Origin of the sequence: Burkholderia sp. BCC0397 (genome assembly GCF_902832865.1) — a bacterium.
GTDB lineage: Bacteria > Pseudomonadota > Gammaproteobacteria > Burkholderiales > Burkholderiaceae > Burkholderia.
Map to the genome: position 1 here is coordinate 219,786 of NZ_CADFDL010000008.1, position 21,685 is coordinate 241,470.

At 68.2% G+C, this 21,685-nt stretch carries 22 protein-coding genes; 8 read left to right on the plus strand and 14 right to left on the minus strand.

The window, feature by feature from the left end; all coding sequences use genetic code 11:
- Positions 1-237 precede the first annotated feature (237 nt).
- On the plus strand, positions 238-1,458 hold the full coding sequence (locus HWX03_RS24110; protein WP_175872916.1) for a CaiB/BaiF CoA-transferase family protein: 1,221 nt from the start codon (positions 238-240) through the stop codon (positions 1,456-1,458).
- A 104-nt stretch (positions 1,459-1,562) separates the two neighbouring features.
- Here HWX03_RS24110 and HWX03_RS24115 read toward each other — a convergent pair whose 3' ends face one another.
- Positions 1,563-2,111, minus strand: a complete 549-nt coding sequence (locus tag HWX03_RS24115; protein WP_175872917.1) for an alpha/beta hydrolase — start codon at positions 2,109-2,111, stop codon at positions 1,563-1,565.
- A 184-nt stretch (positions 2,112-2,295) separates the two neighbouring features.
- Positions 2,296-2,505 carry an ornithine acetyltransferase gene (locus HWX03_RS24120; RefSeq protein WP_006497729.1) on the minus strand — a complete coding sequence of 70 codons (210 nt, stop codon included), beginning with the start codon at positions 2,503-2,505 and terminating at the stop codon, positions 2,296-2,298.
- Between the two features lie 254 nt (positions 2,506-2,759).
- On the opposite strand from HWX03_RS24120, the gene HWX03_RS24125 reads away from it, so the two are divergent.
- Positions 2,760-4,469, plus strand: a complete 1,710-nt coding sequence (locus HWX03_RS24125; protein WP_175820046.1) for a glutamine--tRNA ligase/YqeY domain fusion protein — start codon at positions 2,760-2,762, stop codon at positions 4,467-4,469.
- Between the two features lie 136 nt (positions 4,470-4,605).
- On the opposite strand, the gene HWX03_RS24130 is transcribed toward HWX03_RS24125, so the two are convergent.
- From HWX03_RS24130 to HWX03_RS24140, 3 genes are all read right to left on the minus strand, one after another.
- The gene (locus HWX03_RS24130) at positions 4,606-5,076 is read right to left on the minus strand and encodes an NUDIX hydrolase (RefSeq protein WP_174390661.1); all 471 of its coding nucleotides are present in this window, start codon (positions 5,074-5,076) and stop codon (positions 4,606-4,608) included.
- A gap of 11 nt (positions 5,077-5,087) precedes the next feature.
- On the minus strand, positions 5,088-5,474 hold the full coding sequence (locus tag HWX03_RS24135; protein ID WP_175820047.1) for a hypothetical protein: 387 nt from the start codon (positions 5,472-5,474) through the stop codon (positions 5,088-5,090).
- Positions 5,475-5,598: 124 nt separating this feature from the next.
- A complete protein-coding gene (locus HWX03_RS24140; RefSeq protein ID WP_175872918.1) occupies positions 5,599-6,975 on the minus strand; it encodes a cytochrome c peroxidase in 1,377 nt (458 codons plus the stop codon).
- 223 nt (positions 6,976-7,198) lie between these two features.
- Here HWX03_RS24140 and HWX03_RS24145 point away from each other — a divergent pair, with 223 nt between their 5' ends.
- Entirely contained in the window at positions 7,199-8,785 is a 1,587-nt protein-coding gene (locus tag HWX03_RS24145) for an acid phosphatase (RefSeq protein WP_175872919.1), read from the plus strand.
- Positions 8,786-8,898: 113 nt separating this feature from the next.
- On the opposite strand, the gene HWX03_RS24150 is transcribed toward HWX03_RS24145, so the two are convergent.
- Genes HWX03_RS24150 through HWX03_RS24175 form a run of 6 tightly spaced genes read right to left on the minus strand, consistent with a single transcriptional unit; the run spans position 8,899 to position 14,581 of the window.
- Entirely contained in the window at positions 8,899-10,419 is a 1,521-nt protein-coding gene (locus HWX03_RS24150; RefSeq protein WP_175872920.1) for an alginate export family protein, read from the minus strand.
- Entirely contained in the window at positions 10,416-11,114 is a 699-nt protein-coding gene (locus HWX03_RS24155; RefSeq protein WP_175872921.1) for a YoaK family protein, read from the minus strand. The genes HWX03_RS24150 and HWX03_RS24155 overlap by 4 nt, the downstream gene beginning before the upstream one ends.
- Positions 11,111-12,025, minus strand: coding sequence for a glyoxalase (locus HWX03_RS24160; protein ID WP_175872922.1), 915 nt, complete (start codon positions 12,023-12,025; stop codon positions 11,111-11,113). Before HWX03_RS24160 ends, HWX03_RS24155 begins: the two co-directional genes overlap by 4 nt.
- A gap of 26 nt (positions 12,026-12,051) precedes the next feature.
- On the minus strand, positions 12,052-12,504 hold the full coding sequence (locus tag HWX03_RS24165; protein ID WP_175872923.1) for a DoxX family protein: 453 nt from the start codon (positions 12,502-12,504) through the stop codon (positions 12,052-12,054).
- A gap of 1 nt (position 12,505) precedes the next feature.
- Positions 12,506-14,395 carry an amidohydrolase gene (locus HWX03_RS24170; protein WP_175872924.1) on the minus strand — a complete coding sequence of 630 codons (1,890 nt, stop codon included), beginning with the start codon at positions 14,393-14,395 and terminating at the stop codon, positions 12,506-12,508.
- Positions 14,396-14,413: 18 nt separating this feature from the next.
- Positions 14,414-14,581 carry a DUF1427 family protein gene (locus HWX03_RS24175; protein WP_174432067.1) on the minus strand — a complete coding sequence of 56 codons (168 nt, stop codon included), beginning with the start codon at positions 14,579-14,581 and terminating at the stop codon, positions 14,414-14,416.
- A gap of 98 nt (positions 14,582-14,679) precedes the next feature.
- On the opposite strand from HWX03_RS24175, the gene HWX03_RS24180 reads away from it, so the two are divergent.
- Positions 14,680-15,603, plus strand: coding sequence for a LysR family transcriptional regulator (locus tag HWX03_RS24180; RefSeq protein ID WP_175872925.1), 924 nt, complete (start codon positions 14,680-14,682; stop codon positions 15,601-15,603).
- A gap of 63 nt (positions 15,604-15,666) precedes the next feature.
- On the opposite strand, the gene HWX03_RS24185 is transcribed toward HWX03_RS24180, so the two are convergent.
- The gene (locus tag HWX03_RS24185) at positions 15,667-16,353 is read right to left on the minus strand and encodes a hydrolase (protein WP_175820056.1); all 687 of its coding nucleotides are present in this window, start codon (positions 16,351-16,353) and stop codon (positions 15,667-15,669) included.
- A 278-nt stretch (positions 16,354-16,631) separates the two neighbouring features.
- Here HWX03_RS24185 and HWX03_RS24190 point away from each other — a divergent pair, with 278 nt between their 5' ends.
- Genes HWX03_RS24190 through HWX03_RS24205 form a run of 4 tightly spaced genes read left to right on the plus strand, consistent with a single transcriptional unit; the run spans position 16,632 to position 19,869 of the window.
- Positions 16,632-16,892, plus strand: a complete 261-nt coding sequence (locus HWX03_RS24190) for a XapX domain-containing protein (protein WP_174432070.1) — start codon at positions 16,632-16,634, stop codon at positions 16,890-16,892.
- A 25-nt stretch (positions 16,893-16,917) separates the two neighbouring features.
- The gene (locus HWX03_RS24195) at positions 16,918-18,498 is read left to right on the plus strand and encodes a sodium:proton antiporter (protein ID WP_175872926.1); all 1,581 of its coding nucleotides are present in this window, start codon (positions 16,918-16,920) and stop codon (positions 18,496-18,498) included.
- A gap of 49 nt (positions 18,499-18,547) precedes the next feature.
- On the plus strand, positions 18,548-18,940 hold the full coding sequence (locus tag HWX03_RS24200; protein ID WP_174386506.1) for an OsmC family protein: 393 nt from the start codon (positions 18,548-18,550) through the stop codon (positions 18,938-18,940).
- Positions 18,941-18,984: 44 nt separating this feature from the next.
- Positions 18,985-19,869 (plus strand): pirin family protein, encoded by an 885-nt coding sequence (locus HWX03_RS24205; protein WP_175872927.1) that lies wholly within the window; start codon positions 18,985-18,987, stop codon positions 19,867-19,869.
- Between the two features lie 55 nt (positions 19,870-19,924).
- Here HWX03_RS24205 and HWX03_RS24210 read toward each other — a convergent pair whose 3' ends face one another.
- Together HWX03_RS24210 and bcsG are read right to left on the minus strand one after the other, a co-directional pair.
- Positions 19,925-20,122: a hypothetical protein gene (locus tag HWX03_RS24210; RefSeq protein WP_174386504.1), complete on the minus strand. Its 198-nt coding sequence runs from the start codon at positions 20,120-20,122 to the stop codon at positions 19,925-19,927.
- Positions 20,104-21,660 (minus strand): cellulose biosynthesis protein BcsG, encoded by a 1,557-nt coding sequence (gene bcsG, locus HWX03_RS24215; protein WP_175872928.1) that lies wholly within the window; start codon positions 21,658-21,660, stop codon positions 20,104-20,106. Before bcsG ends, HWX03_RS24210 begins: the two co-directional genes overlap by 19 nt.
- Between the last annotated feature and the right edge of the window lie 25 nt (positions 21,661-21,685).

Genomic DNA, 21,685 nt, shown 5'->3' on the forward strand with positions numbered 1-21,685 from the left:
AAACGCCGGCGCCCCAGGCGGGGCGCGCGGCGGCATGGATTCGGAAACGATCGATTATACGATACAGGCCGCCCGCCCCAAGCGGCAGCGGCCCGCTGCGCCGGGCGGCCGGCGTGAGCGGCCGGCGTTGGCGACCGGCCTGGGCCACCCGCGCGGCCGATTCGCCTTAAGATGCTCGGCATGCCAATCGGCCGTGCCGGCCAAGGCAGGCCAGCCATGAAAGGAGACGATTCGACGATGGGTGCCCTGAGCCATATCCGCGTGCTGGACCTCACCCGCGTGCTCGCGGGCCCGTGGTGCGCGCAGACCCTTGCCGATTTCGGCGCGGACGTGATCAAGGTCGAGCGCCCCGGCGCCGGCGACGACACGCGCCACTGGGGGCCGCCGTACCTGAAGGACGCGGACGGCGCGGATACCGCCGAAGCCGCGTACTACCTCGCGGCGAACCGCAACAAGCGCTCGGTGACGATCGACATCGCGACGCCGGAGGGGCAGCAGATCGTGCGCGAGCTCGCCGCGCAGAGCGACGTCGTGCTCGAGAACTACAAGGTCGGCCAGTTGAAGAAATACGGGCTCGATTACGACTCGCTGCGCGCGGTGAAGCCCGATCTCGTCTACTGCTCGGTCACCGGCTTCGGCCAGACCGGCCCGTACGCGCATCGCGCGGGCTACGACTTCATCGTGCAGGGGATCGGCGGCTTCATGAGCATCACCGGCGAACGCGACAGCGAGCCGGGCGGCGGCCCGCAGAAGGCCGGCGTCGCGATCGCCGATCTCGCGACCGGCCTCTATTCGACGATCGCGGTGCTCGCCGCGCTCGCGCACCGCGACCGCACGGGCGAAGGCCAGTACATCGACATGGCGCTGCTCGACGTGCAGGTCGCGCTGCTCGCGAACATGAACACCAACTTCCTCGCGAGCGGCAAGCCGCCGGTGCGCTGGGGCAACGCGCATCCGAACATCGTGCCGTACCAGACGTTCCAGACGAGCGACGGCTGGATCATCGTCGCGGTCGGCAACGACGGGCAGTTCCGCAAGTTCGTCGAGGCCGGCGGGCAGCCCGAGCTGGCCGACGACGAGCGCTTCGCGACGAACCCGTCGCGCGTGCGCCACCGCGACACGCTGGTGCCGATCCTCGCGGAGATGGTGAAGGCGCGCGAGAAGGCCGACTGGATCGGCGCGCTCGAGGCGGCCGGCGTGCCGTGCGGGCCGATCAACGATCTCGACGAGGTGTTCGACAACGAGCAGGTGGTCGCGCGCGGGATGCAGGTGGCGCTGCCGCACCCGTGCGGCGCGGACGTGAAGCTCGTGCGCAATCCGATCCGGATGAGCGCGACGCCGCCCGACGCGCGCACGGCCCCGCCGCTGCTCGGCGCGCAGACGGACGACGTGCTGCGCGACATGCTCGGCTACGACGACGAGCGGATCGCGGCGTTGAAGGCTAAACAGGCGATCTGAGGTGGCCCCGGCGAGCGCGTCGCGGCGCCTGCGGGCGAGCACGGCGGCATGCCCGGGCGACGGCCTTCGGCTAATGCACCAATCGGATCAATCGAGTCAATGGACTAACGCGCAAGCCAATCGAGCCAGCCGCGCGCTTGCGGCCAGTCGCCGAGCCCGCTGTCCGCGTTGATGTGGCCGCGCGGGCCGAGGTCATGGAACGTGCTGCCCCACGCGTTCGCGCAGCCGCGTGCGAACGCGAGCGAACCGTACGGATCGTCGCTGCTCGCGACGACGCAGGTCGGAAACGGCAACCGCTCGTGCGGCACCGGGCCGAAGCCGTGCGCGTCGGCCGGAAACGCCGGCCCGGCCGGATCAGGCAGCGCAACCAGCAGCGCGCCGCGCACTTTCGCGAGCGCGGCCGGCCGCGCATAGCGGGTCGCCCACCATGCGGCGGTCAGCGTGCCGAGGCTGTGGCCGGCGATCAGCACCGGCCCGCGCGCGGCTTCGACCGCCCGGTCGAGCGCGAGACACCAGCCGTTGCGAAACGCGCGGCTCCAGTCGGGCATCGCGACCCGCGAGAAGCGCGCATCGGCGCGCTCCCAGCGGCTTTGCCAGTGGAACGGACCGGAGTTGCCGTAGCCCGGCAGCACGAATACGAGGGGGTCGCTCATGAAAGGATTCGTCGACGAATGAAGTCGTTATGTGGCGTCGACGAAGTGTCGCACACCCGTTCCTCCCTGATGTTGCCTGTCGAAAAACGGAAGGGGTGTGCGGGCGGGCCGTTACGCGTACGGAACGGCATCACGCCCGGCCGGCGATCGCGCGGGCACCGAGGCCCGCACGCGCCGGCGTGAATCAGCGTACGCCGGCGCCGACAAGGCCGCCTGCCGCCGCGCCGGCGACCGTGCCGACCGGGCCGCCCGTGATCAGGTAGCCGAGCGCGCCGCCCGCAGCCGCGCCGATACCGGCATTGCGCTGCGTATGCGTCATCGCGCATGCGCCGAGTTGCGACAGGGCCGCGACGATCACCGCGGTACGAACGAGAAAAGTGGTCTTCTTCATCATGATTATTGGCTTCCTCCCGCCACGCAAAAATTGAGAATGGCGGCATTGAATCGGTGAAGCCATCATAGGAAAAGCCGAACGGCGCCGGCAATCCGATTTACGTCGTGTTACAGCCGACACACACTCGATATATTGCGGTACGCATCGCGAACGGACCGCGCCCGACGGGCAGGCCGCGCGGGACGGACCCCGGTCAGGTAGAATTACAGGATTAAACCGGCGCGACGCGCCGACACAACCCTGACGCCAACCGCATGAGCACCGAACGCAACGACGCCCCCGCGGCTTCCAATTTCATCCGCAACATCATCGACGACGACAACCGCACCGGCAAATGGGGCGGACGCGTCGAGACGCGCTTCCCGCCCGAGCCGAACGGCTATCTGCACATCGGTCACGCGAAGAGCATCTGCCTGAACTTCAGCGTCGCGCGCGACTACGGCGGCGTGTGCCACCTGCGCTTCGACGACACGAACCCGGAAAAGGAAAGCGTCGAATACGTCGACTCGATCGTCGACGCAGTGCGCTGGCTCGGCTTCGACTGGCGCAAGGACGCGGTCGATCATCAGTATTTCGCGAGCGACTACTACGACAAGCTGTACGAATTCGCCGAGCTGCTGATCCAGCGCGGCAAGGCGTACGTCGACAGCCAGAGCGCCGACGAAATGCGCGCGAGCCGCGGCTCGCTGACCGAAGGCGGCAAGCCGTCGCCGTTCCGCGACCGCTCGCCCGAGGAAAACCTCGACCTGTTCCGCCGCATGAAGGCCGGCGAGTTCAAGGAAGGCGAACACGTGCTGCGCGCGAAGATCGACATGGCTTCGCCGAACATGAACATGCGCGACCCGGTGATCTACCGGATCCGCTACGCGCACCACTACCGCACCGGCGACGCATGGTGCGTGTATCCGATGTACGACTACACGCACTGCATCTCGGATGCGCTCGAAGGCATCACGCATTCGCTGTGCACGCTCGAGTTCGAGGACCACCGCCCGCTGTACGACTGGGTGCTGAACGAGCTCGCGGAAGCCGGCGTGTTCGCGCGTCCGCTGCCGCAACAGATCGAATTCTCGCGGCTGAACCTCACGTACGCGATCACCAGCAAGCGCAAGCTGCTGCAGCTCGTCACCGAAGGCCACGTCGACGGCTGGGACGACCCGCGGATGCCGACGATCGTCGGCGTGCGCCGCCGCGGCTTCACGCCGGAAAGCATTCACCTGTTCTGCGAGCGGATCGGCGTGACGAAGATCGATTCGTGGATCGACATGAGCATCTTCGAAGGCGCGCTGCGCGACGACCTCGACGACAAGGCCGCGCGTACGGTCGCGGTGCTCGATCCGCTGAAGCTCGTGATCGACAACTATCCGGAAGACCTCGAGGAAGCCTGCACGGCGCCCGTGCATCCGCATCACCCGGACCGCGGCGTGCGCACGTTCCCGATCTCGCGCGAGCTGTGGATCGAGCGCGAGGATTTCGTCGAGAATCCGCCGAAGGGCTATTTCCGCCTGTTCCCGGGCAACAAGGTGCGCCTGCGCTACGGCTACGTGATCGAATGCACGGGCTTCGACAAGGACGCCGACGGCAACGTGACGGCCGTGCACTGCAACTACTTCCCGGACAGCAAGTCGGGCACCGAAGGCGCGAACACGTACAAGGTCAAGGGCAACATCCACTGGGTCAGCGCGAAGCACGCGCAGCCGGCCGAAGTGCGGATCTACGATCGCCTGTTCAAGGAGCCGCACCCGGACGCGGGCGGCGCGAACTTCCTCGAAGCGCTGAACCCCGATTCGAAGAAGATCGTGCAGGCGTACGTCGAGCCGGGCAACGGCGACGTCGCGCCGGAAACGCGCCTGCAGTTCGAGCGCCATGGCTACTTTGTTGCAGACCGTGTCGATTCGAAGCCGGGCAAGCCGGTGTTCAACCGGATCGTCGGGCTGCGCGACAGCTGGGGCAAGCCGGCCTGACGGCCTGCTCCGCGCGGGTAGCGTGCGGCGTCGCAAGCCGCCGCTGCCTGCCCATGAAAAAACCGGCTCCAGGGCCGGTTTTTTCATGGGCGCGCGCCGAAGAACGGCAGGCGACAGCGGACGCCGCGGCGCCCGTTCACGCGCCCGACAACCGCCGATGCAGCTCCACCAGCGACAGCTTCGTGCGAAACAGCCGCGCGAGACTGCGGCTCGCATAGGTGTCGATGTCGGCCGGCACGGTCCAGCGGTACGCATCCATCTCGGGAATCATCGAGCCGTCGCGACGGCTCGGAAACAGCGACGTACACGTGCAGTGCGCGGGATCGATCTCGCCTTCGGCCACCTGCACCGCGAACAGGTGCAGGTCCTTGTCGTGCCGGTACGCAAAGCGGCCGAGATCGAGCAACCGTGCCGGCGCGAACTCGATGCCGGTTTCTTCCAGCAGTTCGCGCAGCGCGGCGTCGGCCGGCGTCTCGCCCGGTTCGCCCTGCCCCTTCGGGATATCCCAGTGCGTGGTGTCCGTCGCGTGCGCGAGGAACACGCGGCCGGCCGCATCGAGGATCACGACGCCGCACGACACCGTGCGCGGCGCGCCGCCCCGCTTCATCACGCGCGTGCTCAGCGCTTCTGCAGTTGCCACTTGCCCGCGGCCGTCTTGCAGTAGACGGGCTTGAGCGTCATCGTCTGACCCTTCGCGGTGATTTCGGTCGCGACTTCGCGGCAGGTCTTGCCGTCGGTCTCGGTCGTGCTCGGCGTGAGCTTCGCGTCGATCTGCGTGCCGCGGCCGCTGCTCTGCCACGTCGTGGTTTCGCCGTCCTTGCCTTCGTCGCGCGCCTGCACGACCGCCTTGGAGAGCGACGCGCGATCGGTCTTGCTGAAATAGCTGATCGGCGTGTCGTTCAGGAAGTTCAGGTTGTTCTGTGCATGGGCGGGCAGCATCGCGGCTGCGCACGCGGCGCCGGCCAGCACACGCGTGACGATGGAAAGGGATGCACGCATCGACATGTTTTTCTCCTTGGATGTTCGATCGAACGGCGCGGCGCATGCCGGCGCTCCGGCGGCCGGCGCTCCGGCACGCGCCACGCCCGTCAGCGAGCGAGCATAGCATGCGTGCCGCAAGGAACGTCTTCTAGCGCGCGGCCGACGCGACCGACCTGGCCGCCGGTTGATATCCGTCAGTCAGCGTGCCGAGGAACGCGATCACGTCCTTGATCTCGGCCGCGTTCAGCGCCGGCGCGTCGCCGCGCTTGCGGTCGAACGGCGGCTCGCGGTTGATGTTCGGCCAGTAGCGCTTCGGCAAATCGTCATAGATCTGCACCTTGCCGTGCACGACCGGGTAGAACTTCTCCGGATGGATGTCTCGTTCGACGTAGAAGCGCATCACGTCCTCGAGCGAGTGATACACGCCGTTGTGGAAGAACGTCTTGCGCAGCGCGACGTTGCGCAGCGACGGCGTGCGGAACAGCCCGCAGAATTCGTCGCGGCCCTTCAGGTCGGTGCGCTCGGGGCCGCATGCGCCGAGATCGTAAAAGCGCGGGTCGCGATTGACGGGCAGCGCGCGGTTGCGCGGCACCGCGACCGCGATCAGCCCGAAATCGCTGAACTGCGGCGGGCCGCCTTCGAGCGTGCGCTGGCTGATGTGGCAGCTCGCGCAGTTGCCCTTCTTCTCGTCGTTGAACAGCTGCAGCCCGTGCAACTCCGCGGGCGTGAGCTGCGCGTGGCCGGCCAGATACGCGTCGTACTTGCTCGTGTACGGATCGAACAGCGCCGGCTGCTGCTGGAATGCGTCGAGCGCGCGCAGCACCGCATCGAACGTCGCCTGGTCGTTGCCGAGCACCGGGTCGCCGAACGCCTTGCGGAACGCGTCGACATACGGTGCGGCGCGAACCGTCTTCGCGACCCTTGCGGGCGAGCTGCTCATCTCGAACGGCGACGTGAGCGGAATGCGCGCCTGCGCATCGCGCGTATCGACGCGACCGTCCCACGTCAGCCCGCCGGTCGGACCCGCGTCGATGCTTTCGTCACCTTCGTCCGGCGAATCGTGGAAGTGCTCGCTGAACGGCGGGATGCCGCGCAGGTACTTCAGCGACGGCACCGCGCGAAAGCCGGTGCGGTGCATGTCGTCGCCGCCCAGCTGCACCGACAGCGCGTTCGGCGGCCCGAACGCATGCTCGGCGCTATGGCACGACGCGCAAGCGAGCTTGCCGGACCCGGACAGCGACGGATCGAAGAACAGCTGCTTGCCGAGTGCCGTCATCTGCTTCACGCCCTCGAACACCTGCGCGCGCGTCTGCGGCTGGCCGGCCGGCGCGACCGCCGGGGCGGCCGGGGCGGCCGGGGCGGCCGGGGCCGCCGGGGCCGCCGGTACGACGGACGCGGCCGACGTCGTCGTGCCGGGCTGCGCATCGCAACCGGCGAGCGCCGCGAGCGCGCCGACCATCGCGAGCGTCGCCGCGGCGGGAATCAGCGATCGCGCGGACGCGAAGGATTTCAAAAGGGTGTGCATCGTCGTTGTTCTAGTAGCGGTGGGCAATCGGCCGGAGCTTATGTCAGTTCCGTGACCGTTGAATGACGTTCGACCGACAGTCAATTGAAAGCGGCCCTACACCCGGCTGTCAAATCGGTTCCAGATAATGCGCGCAGCCGGGCGGTACCGCGAGGTTCGTGCGCCGGCCCTCCCGCCACCCGGTTCCCACACGCGACCAACGACGAATGAGAGAGAACATCGCATGAAGAAGCACGCCTGGATTCGTTACACGCCGATCGCCCTTGCGGCCGCGCTCAGCCTGACCGCCTGCGGCGGCGACGACGTCACGCAGCAGGGCCTGTCGGCCGTCAAGAACGTCGTCGTGATCTACGCTGAAAACCGCAGCTTCGACAACCTGTACGGCAACTTCCCGGGCGCGAACGGTCTGCAGAACGCGACGGCCGCGAACTCGGTGCAGAAGGATCGCGACGGCTCGACGATGGCGACGCTGCCGAAGATCTGGGGCGGCCTGACCGCGACCGGCATCACGCCGGCGGTGACCGAGGCGATGACGGCGAACCTGCCGAACGCGCCGTTCGCGATCGACGATCCGAAAGGCTTCAACCAGTCGATGAGCATCGCGACGCGCGACATCGTGCACCGCTTCTACCAGGACCAGATGCAGATCAACGGCGGCAAGAACGACATGTACGCCGCATGGACCGACGCGGGCGGCCTGACGATGGGCCACTACACGGCCGATCCGGCGAAGCTGCCGCTGTGGAAGATCGCGCAGAAGTATGTGCTCGCAGACAACTTCTTCATGGGCGCGTTCGGCGGCTCGTTCCTGAACCACCAGTACCTGGTCTGCGCGTGCGCACCGTACTACCCGAACGCCGACAAGAGCCCGGCGGCCGGCAAGATCGCCGTGCTGAATGCCGACGGCAAGTCGCTGAAGGTCGCGACGAACTCGCCGGCTTCCGCGCTGAGCGGCCCGCCGAAGTTCGTCAACGACGGCGCGCTCACGCCTGACTTCTACGGCATCAACACGATGCAGCCGGCGTATCAGCCGAGCGGCAACAAGGCGGCCACGGGCGGCGACCCGCTGCTCGCCGATCCGGCCAATGCATCGACGATGCCGCCGCAGACGGCGACCAACATCGGCGACCTGATGACCAACGCGGGCGTGTCGTGGGCGTGGTATGGCGGCGCATGGGGCCAGGCGCTGCAGGCGAGCCAGAACGGCACGTCGAACGTGATCTACGGCGCCGACCTGTCGACGCCGAACTTCCAGCCGCACCACCAGCCGTTCAACTACTTCGCGAACCAGGCGCCGGGCACCGCGAGCCGTGCGCAGCACCTGCTCGACGGCGGCGCGAACGGCGCCGAGTTCATCAAGGCGATCGATGCGGGCACGCTGCCGCAGGTCGCGTTCTACAAGCCGCAGGGCAACCTGAACGAGCACCCGGGCTACACGGACGTGACGTCCGGCGACCAGCACATCGCCGACGTGATCGCGCACCTGCAGGCCAGCCCGCAATGGAAGAACATGGTCGTGGTCGTCACGTACGACGAAAACGGCGGCTTCTGGGATCACGCCACGCCGCCGAATGCCGACCGCTGGGGCCCGGGCACCCGCATTCCGGCGCTGATCGTGTCGCCGTATGCGAAGCAGGGCTTCGTCGATCACACGCAGTACGACACGGGTTCGATCCTGCGCTTCATCACGCGCCGCTTCTCGCTGCCGCGCCTCGCGGGCCTGCAGCAGCGCGACGACGCGCTGAAGGCGAACGGCGCGCAGCCGATGGGCGACCTGACGAACGCGCTCGCGCTGTCGCCGAACCTGTAACGGCATCGCCATCACCGCGTCCGGGCCGGCCGCGCTGCCGGCCCGGACGAACGAAGGGCAGCCCCGCAGGGCTGCCCTTTTTCATGCCGCGTGCGGGTGGCCGCGCGCCGCCGTCACCAGCCGTACTTCAGCTCGACGCCGACGTAGTCGGCGTTGTGCCCGCCCGCCTGCCGGATCGCGTCGCCGACCTGGAAATGCACGGCCTCGATCGCGCCGATCAGGTTCGCGGCGATCGTCCAGTCCGCGCGCAACTGCACGTACATGCCCGTCCACAGACTGCGCTTGCCTGCCGTTCCCGGCACCGGGATGTTCGGCTGCTGATAGACGGCGTCGCCGGTCGTCTCGCGCCACTGGAAACCCAGCGCGCCGAGCAGCGACAGGTTCGCCGTCGGCTTCAGCGTCACGGACGGCTTCACGTGAATCAGGTTCGCGTAACTCGTATAGCCGGCCAGCGTGAAGTAATAGCCGTTCGGAAACAGCGGATTGAAGGTGCCGACGCGGCCGTCGTGCGGATGGCGGTCGCCCGATGCCGCGTCGACCTGCAGCGCGATGCGCGGCGACCACGGCGCATCGAGCTTGTAGCCGGCGATCGAGCCGACCGCCCACGCGCGGATCGTGTTGTTGCCCACCGTGCCGGTCTGCAGCATCGTTTCGAGATCCCAGTCGAAGCGGCCCTGCGTACCCGCGTAGCGCACGTCCCATACATCGCGATGCTCGGGGCCGCTCGCATCGAGGAAACGCGCGTTGTTGCGGTTGTAGCGCGACCAGTAGCCCGACAGGTCGCCCGGCCCGACCGACTGCCGCTCGAAGCGCACGCCGCTGAACGTGAGATCGCGATTCGACACGTCGTCGAAATCGGACGCGTTGCGGTTCTGCACCGGCTGCGTCGCATAGCCGATGAAGCGCCACTTGCCGTATTCGTAATCGGCCCACACCGCATCGAACGCGAGTCGCACGTTCGGGCCGTCGCGCGCGGCGATGAAGCGCTGCAGGTCGAACGCCATCTCCTGACGGCCGACGCGGAACTTGACCGTGCCGCCGCCGAGCGCGCCCGTGTAGGTCGCAAACGCCTGTTCGAGATCGAACGGGTTCTTGTCGACCGGCGACACCGTGTTCTTGCCGAACGCGCGTGCGTCCTGCAATTGCGCGAAGAACTGCCAGTGCGGGCCGAGATGCGCATCGGCGTGCACTTCGACGCGCTGGATCAGGTACGTATCCGATTGCGCGGAGCCGATGCCGAACAGCGGCGCGTCGTTGGTCTCCAGGCGTTCGCGCAGGTTCACGCCGAGTGATAGATAGGATGACGGATCGTTGCCGATCGGAATATATTTCAGTCCGTCGAGCGGCGCGCGCGGCACGCAGGGATTCGCGAGCACCGACCAGTCTTCCTGCCAGCGGTTGAACAGCACCGTCGGCCGCTTGGCGGTGCACGTCGAGGCGGTGGTGGCTGCGGACGTCGAGGCCGGCGTCGGAGCCGGCTCTTGCGTCGGGGCCGGCGTCGGAGTCGAGGTCGACGCATCTGCCGTTTCCGCGAACGCAGCGTCGGCACCCGCGAACAGCAGCCCCGCGACGACCGACACACGCGCGGCCCGCTCGAAGCGGCGGCCGTGGCGTCGCCTCCGTCGCTCGATCATGCACGCTCCTGCGTGGTCGTACCGGCTGATTGCGCCGCGCACAGCGCAAGCGTCGCGAGCGCGCCGACGGGAACCAGCAGCGCCAGGAATCCGACATAGCGGAACCCGAGCGCACCGCACGCCGCGCCGAGCGCGAACGCGACGATCGCCGGCAGCATCTTCGCGAAGCGTGCGCGCGCGGTGACGCGCACGCTGTCCGCCGTACCGGGCGACAGCATGTCGACGGCATCCAGGATCGCCTGCGTGACGTTGCCGGTCATCACCGTATTCGGCACGCCGCCCGCGCGCGCGATCACGCGTGGATGCGCATTCTGCACGCCCATCGCGAACGTGCCGACGATGCCGGCCACCAGCGCCGCCAGGCTGTCGGGCTGCGTGACGGGCGTCGCCCACACGCCGGCCGCGCAGAAGCCGAGCAGCAGCACGGCCTGCACCGTGTGCAGCACACGCGTGCCCTGCCACGCCGGCCGCGCGGCCATCGACCGCGCGATCAGGCTGCTCGCGATGACACCGCACACGAACGCCGGAAACACGCTGAGCTTCAGCACGACGCCCTGGCCGAAGCCCGCGATGCCCGCGCCGATCAGCACGAAGTTGCCGGTCACGTGCGCGGTGAACAGCCCGAACAGCGCGACGAAGCTCAGCGTGTCGACGAAGCCGGCCACCGCGGCTAGGATCGTATCCTCGTGCTTCATCGCGCCGCGCTCGCGTGGATCTCGGCGACGTAGCCGCCCGGGAACTGCACGAGCGCCGCGTCACGGCCGTCCGACTTGAACGGCGGCACGAGCACGGTCACGCCCGCGGCTTCGGCCTGCTTCAGCGTCGCGGCGAGATCGGCCACTTCGTAGCCGGTCATCTCGCGCCCGAACGGGTAAGGCAGATGGCCGTCGGTCACCAGCACGGTCATCTTGCCAAAGCCCGATTCGATGCGAATGCGGCGGTAGGTATCGTCCGGCCGGCCGATCTCGATGCCCGGCGCCTTCAAGTTGTCGGACACCACCTTGCCTTTCGAGAACTTGACGAAGTCATGCACGAACTTGCGGACGCTTTGCGGCGACACGTACACGCGATTCTCGGGGATGGTCTGCAGCGCGTCGTAATGCGGCGCCTGGGTATGCCAGTAGAGCTGCATGTTCACGCCGCCCGCCCACGTGACGATCGCGTCGCGGCCGATCGGATCGGGAAACGTGTCGACGATCACGTCGGCGCCGTGCTCGCGCGCCGACTTCACGGCGACGTCCATGTCGGTGACGAGATAGCCGGTGCGCTCCGCGCAGAACGGATACGGGATCGGCGTCTTGAAACCGAACACCGAGATCGTGCCGACCGGCGTCAGCACGAGTTGCGACATCGTCTGGCTCGGCGTCGGCGTAACCTGGAACACGCCCTGCTTCGACTTCTTGCCGCCGAACATCGCGACGAAGCTGTCGGTGAAGCGGTCGAAGTCTTCGGGTGCGACGCACACGTGGGTCGTGTCGTACTGCGGACCGACCGCCACCGTCGGCACCACCGCGGGCGGCGCCGGCGGTTTCGCGAACGCCGTCGGCGCGCAGGCAAGGCCGCCCGCGAGCATCGCGGCGAGCAGCACGGAACGAACAGATTTCATCACAGGATTTCCTGGTTGTTGCATCGTCATCGAATGGAACGGCCATCATCGGCCGGTTGCCGCGCATCGTCGAGCACGGTCGCGAGCACGAGTGCCGCGATCAGCCCAAGATGCTCGAAAAAGCTGTTGAGCGCCATGAAATGTTCGGCGCCCGAACGGTTCCAGAAATCGTTCGCCACGCCCATCGCGACCAGCGTCAGCATGCCGAGGCTGCCGGCGCCGAGCCACGTGAAGCGGCGAAACACCACGCACAGCGAGCCGACGATCTCGACCGCGATCGCGAGCGCCGCCCACAGCGCGGCCGGATGCAGGCCGAAATGCGCCTGCTCCGCGACTGCACCATGGAAATCGAGCGCCTTCGCGACGCCGCCGAGCAGATAGGCGGACACCAGCGCGAGGCGCGCGAGCGGCAGGACCCACGGCTGCGACAGCAGCACGCGGATCCACGCTGGGTTGCCGTAAGCGATGCGCGTCGTCATGTCAGACCGCCCAGCAGGAGCACCCGAACGCGCCCCAGAAGCCCTTCGCGTCCGACGTCGGCAACGCGTTTGCCCATGCGCCCACATGCGCATGCTGGTGAACGTTGCATTCATTCGCGCAGCCGCACATCGCAGCGGCCGCCGCGCGCTGCAACGGCGCGCCGTTGTGCTGCGTCGCGCCCCAGCCGCCATAGCCGCCAAACTCGCGCACCGGCGACCAGTCGGGCATCGCCGGCGGAATCGGCGCATCGTGCGACGCGAACGGCCCCGCACCCCACACGATCTTGCCGCCGACCACCGTCAGCAACGCGCTCGTGTCGACGATATCGTCCTCCGCGCATGTGAAGAAATCGCGATCCGGGACGATCAGGTCGGCCAGTTGCCCGACCGCGATGCGCCCTTTCTTGCCTTCTTCGTTCGAGAACCACGTCACGTACTCGGTCCACATCCGCAGCGCGGTTTCGCGATCGAGCAGGTTGCGCTGCGGATACATCCTGAGACCGCCGACCGTCTTGCCCGTCACGAGCCACGCGAGCGACACCCACGGGTTGTACGACGCGACGCGCGTCGCATCGGTACCAGCCGACACCTTGAGCCCCTTGCCGAGCATCTTCGCCACCGGCGGCGTCGCCTCCGCGGCTTGCGCGCCGTAACGCTCGACGAAGTATTCGCCCTGATACGCCATCCGGTGCTGCACCGCGATGCCGCCGCCGAGCGCAGCGATCCGGTCCATCGACTTCTCGGAGATGGTTTCCGCATGATCGAAGAACCAGTTCAGCCCGTCGAGCGGAATGTCGCGGTTCACCTTCTCGAACACGTCGAGCGCGCGGCTGATCGTTTCGTCGTAGGTCGCATGCATGCGCCACGGCCAGCGGTTCTGCGCGAGCACGCGCACGACGCCTTCCAGGTCGTCTTCCATCTGCGCCGGCAGGTCCGGACGCGCGACGCGGAAGTCCTCGAAGTCGGCCGCCGAGAACACCAGCATCTCGCCCGCGCCGTTGTTACGGAAGTAGTCGGTGCCGTCGTGGTACTTGACGCTCCTGGTCCAGTTCACGAAGTCTTCCTTCTCCGCATTCGGCTTCTGCGTGAACAGGTTGTACGCGATCCGCACCGTCATCTCGCCCGCGTCGTGCAGCTTGCGGATCACTTCGTAATCGTCCGGATAATTCTGCGACCCGCCGCCCGCATCGATCACGCCGGTCACGCCGAGCCGGTTCAGCTCGCGCATGAAGTGACGCGTCGAGTTGTACTGATAATCGAACGGCAGCTTCGGGCCCTTCGCGAGCGTCGCATAGAGGATCGTCGCGTTCGGGTTCGCGAGCAGCAACCCGGTCGGGTTGCCCGCGTCGTCGCGCAGGATCGTGCCGCCCGGCGGCTCCGGCGTGTCCTTCGTGTAGCCGACCACCCGCAGCGCGGCCGCGTTCAGCAGTGCGCGGTCGTACAGGTGCAGGATGAACACGGGCGTATCGGGCGCGACGGCATTGAGTTCGTCGATCGTCGGCAGGCGCTTCTCGGCGAACTGGTGTTCGGTGAAGCCGCCGACCACGCGCACCCACTGCGGCGCGGGCGTGATCGCGACCTGCCGCTTCAGCATCTCCATCGCGACCGCGAGCGAGCGCACGCCGTCCCAGCGCAGCTCCAGGTTGTAGTTCAGGCCGCCGCGAATCACGTGCGTATGGTTGTCGATCAGGCCCGGCAGCACGGTGCGGCCGTCGAGGTCGACGACCTTCGTCGCGCGGCCCGCGAGCGGCACGATCTCCGCGTTGCCGCCGACCGCGACGAAGCGACCGTCCTTGATCGCGACGGCGGTCGCGACCGGGTTCGCACGATCGAGCGTCGTGATGCGCCCGTTGTGCAGGATGAGATCGGGTTGGGTATCGGTTGCGCTCATGAAATGTCCTCGATGCGGTCAGAAGCCGAGCCAGTGACGAACCGGCGCAATGGCCTGCGCGCCGACCAGCATGCCGGCGAGGCCCACCAGCGCGATCAGCGGCGGCGCCGGCGAGCGCACCCTGATCACGCTGTACACGACGCCGATCAGCACGCCGGCGCCCAATGAAAGTAGATAAGATTCCATAACGATTTTTCTCCCGGCCGGATTAGAATCACCCGCATCACGAGGCCGCGTGCGCGGCGCATCGCATCCGTTTCGCTTCCCTGCCATCCGTTCCGACCATGCAACACCTTCCTGATCTCGAAGCCTGGGCCATCTTTGCGCGCGTCGCCGAGACGGGTTCGTTCGCGAAAGCCGCCGACCTGCTCGGCGTATCGCAACCCACCGTGTCGAAAGCGATCGCACGCCTCGAAAAGCGCCTCGGCGCGATGCTGCTGTACCGCACGTCGCGCAAGCTGTCGCTCACGCCGACCGGTGAACTGCTGCGCGACCGCGCGATCCGCCTGCTCGCCGATGCGGAGCTGATCGAAAACGAAGCGACTGCGCAGGCGCTCGAACCGCACGGCCTCGTGCGCGTGAATGCGCCGATGTCGTTCGGGGTGCACCATCTGTCGCCGGTGCTGCCCGCGTTTCTCGAGCGCTATCCGCGCGTCGACATCGATCTCGTGCTCACCGATCACATCGTCGACATCGTGTCGGGTGGCTTCGACGTCGCGATCCGCATCGCCGAGCTGAGCGATTCGACGCTGCGCTCGCGCCGTCTCTGCGCGGTGCGCCGGCCGCTCGTCGCGTCGCCCGCGTATCTCGACCGGCGCGGCCGCCCCACGCATCCGCGCGACATCGAACAGCACGTGTGCCTCACGTACACGAACCTGCCGACGCCCGAGCACTGGCGCTTCCGTCATCCGGCATCGGGCGACGAAGTCGGCGTGTCCGTCCACGGGCGTATCCGCACCAACAACGCGGACGTGATCCTCCCCGCGCTCGTCGGCGGTCACGGCCTGGCGCTGCAGCCCGAGTTCCTCGTGTGGGACGCGATGCAGCGCGGCGAGCTCGAGGAAGTGATGAGCGACTGGAAGATCGCGGACATCAACGTGAACCTCGTCACGCCGCCCGGCATGCTGCGCGCCGCGCGCGTGACGGTGCTGCTCGACTTCCTCGCGGAACACTTCGCGCACGCGCCGTGGGCGCTGCCCGTCGCCTGAACGCGCGACGGCCGACGGCAGGCGATCGCCGCATCCCGCGCGGCGATCGCGGCCGGCGGCCCGTTACTTCGCCGGCACGGCCGGAATCGACTCGTGCGGCGTCGCGGTGCGCTGCGGTGCCTTGTGGACCATCGTGTACGCGTAGTCGACGCCCATCCCGTATGCGCCCGAATGCTCCTTCGCGATCGCCATCACCGCGTCGTACGAGTCGCGCCGCGCCCAGTCGCGCTGCCATTCGAGCAGCACCTGCTGCCACGTGACCGGCACCACGCCGGCCTGCACCATGCGCTGCATCGCGAAATCGTGCGCGGCCTGCGACGTGCCGCCCGATGCGTCGGCGACCATGTAGATCTCGTAGTCGCCTTCGAGCATCGCGCACAGCGCAAACGTCGTATTGCAGACTTCGGTCCACAGGCCCGACACGACCACCTTCTTGCGGCCGTTCGCGGCGAGCGCGTCGCGCACCTTCTGGTCGTCCCACGAATTCATCGACGTGCGCTCGAGCGTCTTCTGGTTCGGGAATACGTCGAGCAGCTCGGGATAGGTGTGGCCCGAGAAGCTGTCGCTTTCAACCGTCGTGATCGTGGTCGGGATGTTGAAGACCTTCGCGGCCTTCGCGAGCCCGACGACGTTGTTCTTCAGCGCCTGGCGATCGATCGACTGCACGCCGAACGCCATCTGCGGCTGCTGGTCGATGAAGATCAGCTGGCTGTTCTGCGGCGTCAGTACTTCAAGTTTCGGGTTGCTCATGGCGGATGGGTCCTGTGAACGGGAAAAGGGAAGCCTGCCTCGACCGTGAAAACGGGAGGAGCCCGGAATGCGTCGGCGCCGGATCGTCATCATCCGGGCCGAAACATTTAAGCCGCAAACGCGCGGCGCGAACACCCAAGAAACGGAATCGATCCGATTCCTGAATGGATGCCCGTTCGGGGCGCCCCGCTCTTTTTTTCTTCACGCAAACCCGCTACGCTTTCAAGACTCTGACGGTGCCGTTCCGGTGCCGCTCGGCCATCACGAGGCGCACCACCATGAAACCGTATGTCTTGTCGCTGCTCGCCGGCATCCTCGCCGGCGTCATCTACGGCGCGCTCGGCCTGAACTCGCCCGCGCCGCCGATCATCGCGCTCACCGGCCTGCTCGGCATGCTGGCCGGCGAACAGATCCTGCCCGTCGCGCGCCGCATGCTGTCCGGCCATCGGCTGAACACCGCATGGCGCGACGCGCAGTGCAGCCAGCACATGTTCGGCGCGCTGCCGGGCGGCGCCGCGAACGACCGCAAGCCTTCGTAATCCACCCCATCGCCGCCGGCCGCGCATGACCAACGTCGAGCTGTTCCATTACCTGCTGCTGTTGATCTGCGGCGCGGGCGCCCTCACGTGGCTCGCCGAGCGCGTCTCGATTCCGCCGGCCGTCGTGCTGCTGCTCGGCGGCTGCGTGGTCGCCGTCGCCGGCAAGCGCGTGCCCGACATGGACCCGGCGCTGCTGCTCGCGGCCGTGCTGCCGCCGCTCCTGATGTCGAGCGGCTTCTACACCGCCTGGAAGGAATTCCGGCAGGAGCTCGCATCGATCGCGTCGCTCGCGCTCGGGGCCGTGGCGTTCACGACCGTCGCGGTCGCGCTCGCCGTGCATGCGGCGAATCCCGCGCTGCCGTGGGCCGCGTGCTTCACGCTCGGCGCGATCGTGTCGCCGCCCGACGCGGTCGCCGCGAAGGCGATCCTGCAGCGCCACCCGCTGCCCGCGCGGCTCGTCGCGGTGCTCGAAGGCGAAAGCCTCGTCAACGATGCGTCGGGCCTGCTGCTGTACCAGATGGCCGTGTCGGCCGCGCTCGCCGTGTCGATCACGGCGGCCAGCGCCACCGGCCTGTTCTTCTCGCTCACGCTGATCGGCATCGCGGTCGGCCTCGCGTGCGGCCACGCGATGTGCTGGGTGCTGCCGCGCCTGCGCGACCCGATGCTCGGCATCGTCGTGACCTTCGCGATGGCCTGGGGCAGCTACGGGATCGCGGAAGCCGTCGGCGGCTCGGGCGTGCTGTCGGTCGTCACCTGCGGCCTCGTGCTCGGCGTGCGCCAGCATCGCGTGTTCGACGCCGACATGCGGATCAAGGCGAAGGCGACGTGGGAAGCGATCGTGTTCGTGCTCGACGCGCTCGTGTTCATCCTGATCGGCCTCGCGCTGCACGCGATCCTCGCGGGCGTGAACCACGAAGGCGCGGTGCTGATGGCCGGCCTGCGGGTCGCGCTGCCGGCGACGGCCGCCGCGATCGGCGCGCGCGTGGTGTGGGTGTTCGTCGCGATGTGGCTGCCGGGCCGCCTGCGCGCGCGGCGCGCGGGCCACGCGCCGTGGTCGTGGCGCGAGGCCGTCGTGCTCGGCTGGTCGGGCATGCGCGGCGTCGTGAGCCTCGCGGCCGCGATCGCGCTGCCCGCCAACTTCCCCGGCCGCGACCTGATCCTGTTCAGCACGTTCCTGCTGATCATCGCGACGCTCGTCGTGCAGGGCGGCACGCTCGCGCCGCTGATCCGCGTGCTGAAGCTGCGCCCGGCCGCGCGCCGCACGATGTCCGAACACGCGGTGCGTGCGCATACGTTCGGCGCGGCGCTCGCCGAACTCGATGCGCGCGAGCAGCGCGGCGCCGGCCTCGAACGTGCATCGCTCGACCGGCTGCTGACCGAATACCGGAGCCGCGTCGCGTTCAACGAACGCGCGCACCGTGACGGTGCGGCGCCCGCGGACGTGCGTGCGCGGATGCTGCGCGTCGAGCTCGAGCTGGTCGGCGTGTCGCGCGACGCGCTGCTCGACCTGCATCGCGACGGCCGGGTCGACGACGCGGTGCTGCACCGCATAGAATCGGAACTCGATTTCGAGGAGCTGCGGCTGCAGCGCCTGCTCGAACCGTAACGTCCGGCCTGCCCGGCCCTGCCCGTCCCCTTTCCCACCTGGAATTTCAATGAGCGAACTCACCGTCGAAGCGAGCATCGGCCCGGTCGATTACCTCGTCCACTTCAGCGATGGCGTCCACCAGTGGCGCGCCGACGAACCCGCGTCGCTCGGCGGCGGCGATGCGGCGCCGACGCCCGTCGCGCTGCTGCTGTCGAGTCTCGGCGCGTGCACCGCGATCACGCTGAAGATGTATGCGCAACGAAAAGGCTGGCCGCTCGACGAAGTGCACGTGAAGCTCGCGCACGAATCGGGCAGCGCGGGCAGCACGATCGTGCGCCGCATCACGCTCGACGGCGACCTGACCGACGAGCAGCGCGAACGCCTGCTGCAGATCGCGAACGCGTGCCCGGTGCACAAGATCCTCACGCATCCGATCGCGATCGACACGGCGATCGCCTGAGCGCTTCCCGCCATCGCCCCCGCCACCGTCACGAGATTTCCGTCATGTCCGCCTCGATCAAGACCCTGCTCACGCCGCGCGAAAGCGACATCGGCAACCTCGTCGTGCGTCGCGTGCTGCCCGCGCGCGCCGCGCGCCTCGTCGGCCCGTTCATCTTCTTCGACGAGATGGGGCCGGCCGTGCTGCCGGCCGGCCGCGGCATCGACGTGCTGCCGCATCCGCACATCGGCCTCGCGACCGTTACCTACCTGTTCGACGGTTCGCTGATGCATCACGACAGCCTCGGCTTCCGGCAGAAAATCGTGCCGGGCGACGTGAACTGGATGACGGCCGGCCGCGGCATCGTGCATTCGGAGCGCTCGCCCGACGAGGATCGGCCGCGCGAGCAGCCGGTGCACGGGATCCAGACCTGGGTCGCGCTGCCGGTCGAGCATGAGGACACCGCGCCCGCGTTCGTTCATCACGCGGCCGATACGCTGCCGTCGTTCACGCGCGACGACGTGACCGTGCGCGTGATCGCCGGCACCGCGTTCGGGCTCGCGTCGCCGGTCGCCGTGTTCTCGCCGACGCTCTATGCGGTTGCGGAATTCGCGTCGGGCGGGCAGCTCGCGCTCGATGCGGAGCACGACGAACGCGGCGTGTATCTCGTCGACGGCGACCTTACCGTCGACGGCACGCCGCTCGCGCCCACGACGATGGCCGTGCTCGAACCGGGCGCGACCGTCGCACTCGCGAGCGCGCACGGCGCACGCGTGATGCTGCTCGGCGGCGCACACCTGCCGGGCGAGCGGTTCATCGAATGGAATTTCGTGTCGAGCGAACGCGCGAAGATCGACGCGGCGCGCGCCGCGTGGGCCGATCAGACGTTCGGCAAGGTGCCGGGCGAAGAAGACGAATGGACGCGCCAGTCGGAGCGCAAGGCGCACTAAGCGGCCCATCCCGACGAACCGACGACGGCCGGCCATCACGCCGGCCGTCGTGCGTTTACCGCTTCAATCCCATCAGCTTCGCGAGCACCGGCCAGCGATCGAGCGACGCGTCGAACGCGCGGCGCGCCTGTTCGTCGACATAGCGCTCGGGATCGAGCGCGGGCAGATGCCGCGCGAGGCCGATCACGTCGTTCGGTTGCGACAGGCGATCGTCGTCGCCTTCGCCGGCCATCGTTACTGTTCGTCGATCCATACGCCGTCCGGAGTTTTCACCGCGTAACCCGCGGCCGTCTGCATCGTCACCGTGCCCTCGTTCTCGCCGATCATCCGCGTGCGCGGCAAATCGGCCGCATATTGCGCGAGCGTCGCGCCCGGCTTGAACGGGCTGTTCGACACGAGGTTCGACAGCAATTGCGCGAGCGCGAGGAAGCTGGTCGGCTGCTCGATCACGGTCGTCGCGCCGTGGTTGCCGGCGAAGCCGACGAGCCGCACGCCGACCGGCCCGTGCACGATGCGCGGCGTCGGAATCTCGCGCAGCCCCGCGACCTGGTTCTTGTCGCCGCGCAACGCGGCGCCGTGCTCGGGCACGAACACGATCACCGCGCGGCGGCCCGATTGCGCGATCAGGTCGGCGAGACGGTCGAAGTCGGTCATCATTTTCGTCGCGCGCTGCGGATACGAGTCGATGCTCGTCAGCGCGCTGCCGACGACGCGGTTGCCGTCGTGCAGGCTGATCGTGTTGTAGTACAGCGCGACCGGCCCCGGCACCGCCGCGCGCTGCGCGTACCAGTTCGCGAGCGTCGAATAGTCGTCCTTGATCGCCGAACCGTCGAACGCGTGCATCGCGACCGGCGCGGCCGCGTTCGAGATCATCGGCGCATCGGCCACGCCGATGTTGTCGTGGATCACCTGCAGGAAGTTGTCGAAATGGCCGTCGTGGTTCAGCAGCGACTGCACCGTGTAGCCGGCGCCCGCCAGTTGCGAGAACAGGTGGCACTGCTGCGGCGCGGGCTTGTACAGGTCCGCATGCGCTTCCTGCCCGCAGCTCGCACGCAGCACGCGGATCGCCGCCGGGCCGCTGTAGCTCGCGGCCGTGCTGAAGTTCGTGAACAGGTAGTCGAAGTGGCTCAGCATCGGGTGGTTGCGCACCTTCGCCGCATCGAGGTCGTCCCACGACAGCGAGCAGATGTGCAGCACGATCACGTCGAACTGCGCGGCCGGATCGCTGCCGAGATGGCCGAACGCGACCTGCCGCTGCGACTCCTGCGCGCGGAACGTCGCGAGCGCCGCGTTGTGGTCCTCGGGCTGGTCGACGCGCGTGGCGCCCGCCGCGTTCGCCTGCGGCTGGGCCGGCGCGGCGACGCGCGCCATCAGCCCGCTGCCGGCCTGCCACAGCGGCATCACGACCAGCACGGCCACCACGAACGTCGCGACGCGCAGCCAGCGGTTGACGATGAAATAGACGATCAGCACGCCGACGATCGTCAGCGCCAGCACGGGCGGCAACAGGCGCGGCAGCAGCTCCATCCAGTAGTCGAGACGGAACGTGCTGACTTCGCGCGCGGCCTCCGCGAGACGGGCGAGCGGCGGCGCATGCAGCTCGCGCGCGAGCAGCGGCACCGCGATCGCGATCGCCACGACCTGCCGGACGATGCGCCACGCGCGCGCCCGGATCGGCGCGCTCGCCGCGAGCGCCACCGCGAACGCGAGGTTCGCGAGCCAGAACGGCTGCAGGTGCCCGGTCGCGAACAGCGCGAACTTCAGGATGAAATACAGATTCCAGAACGTCATCTAACCCACTCCATGATGCGCGCCG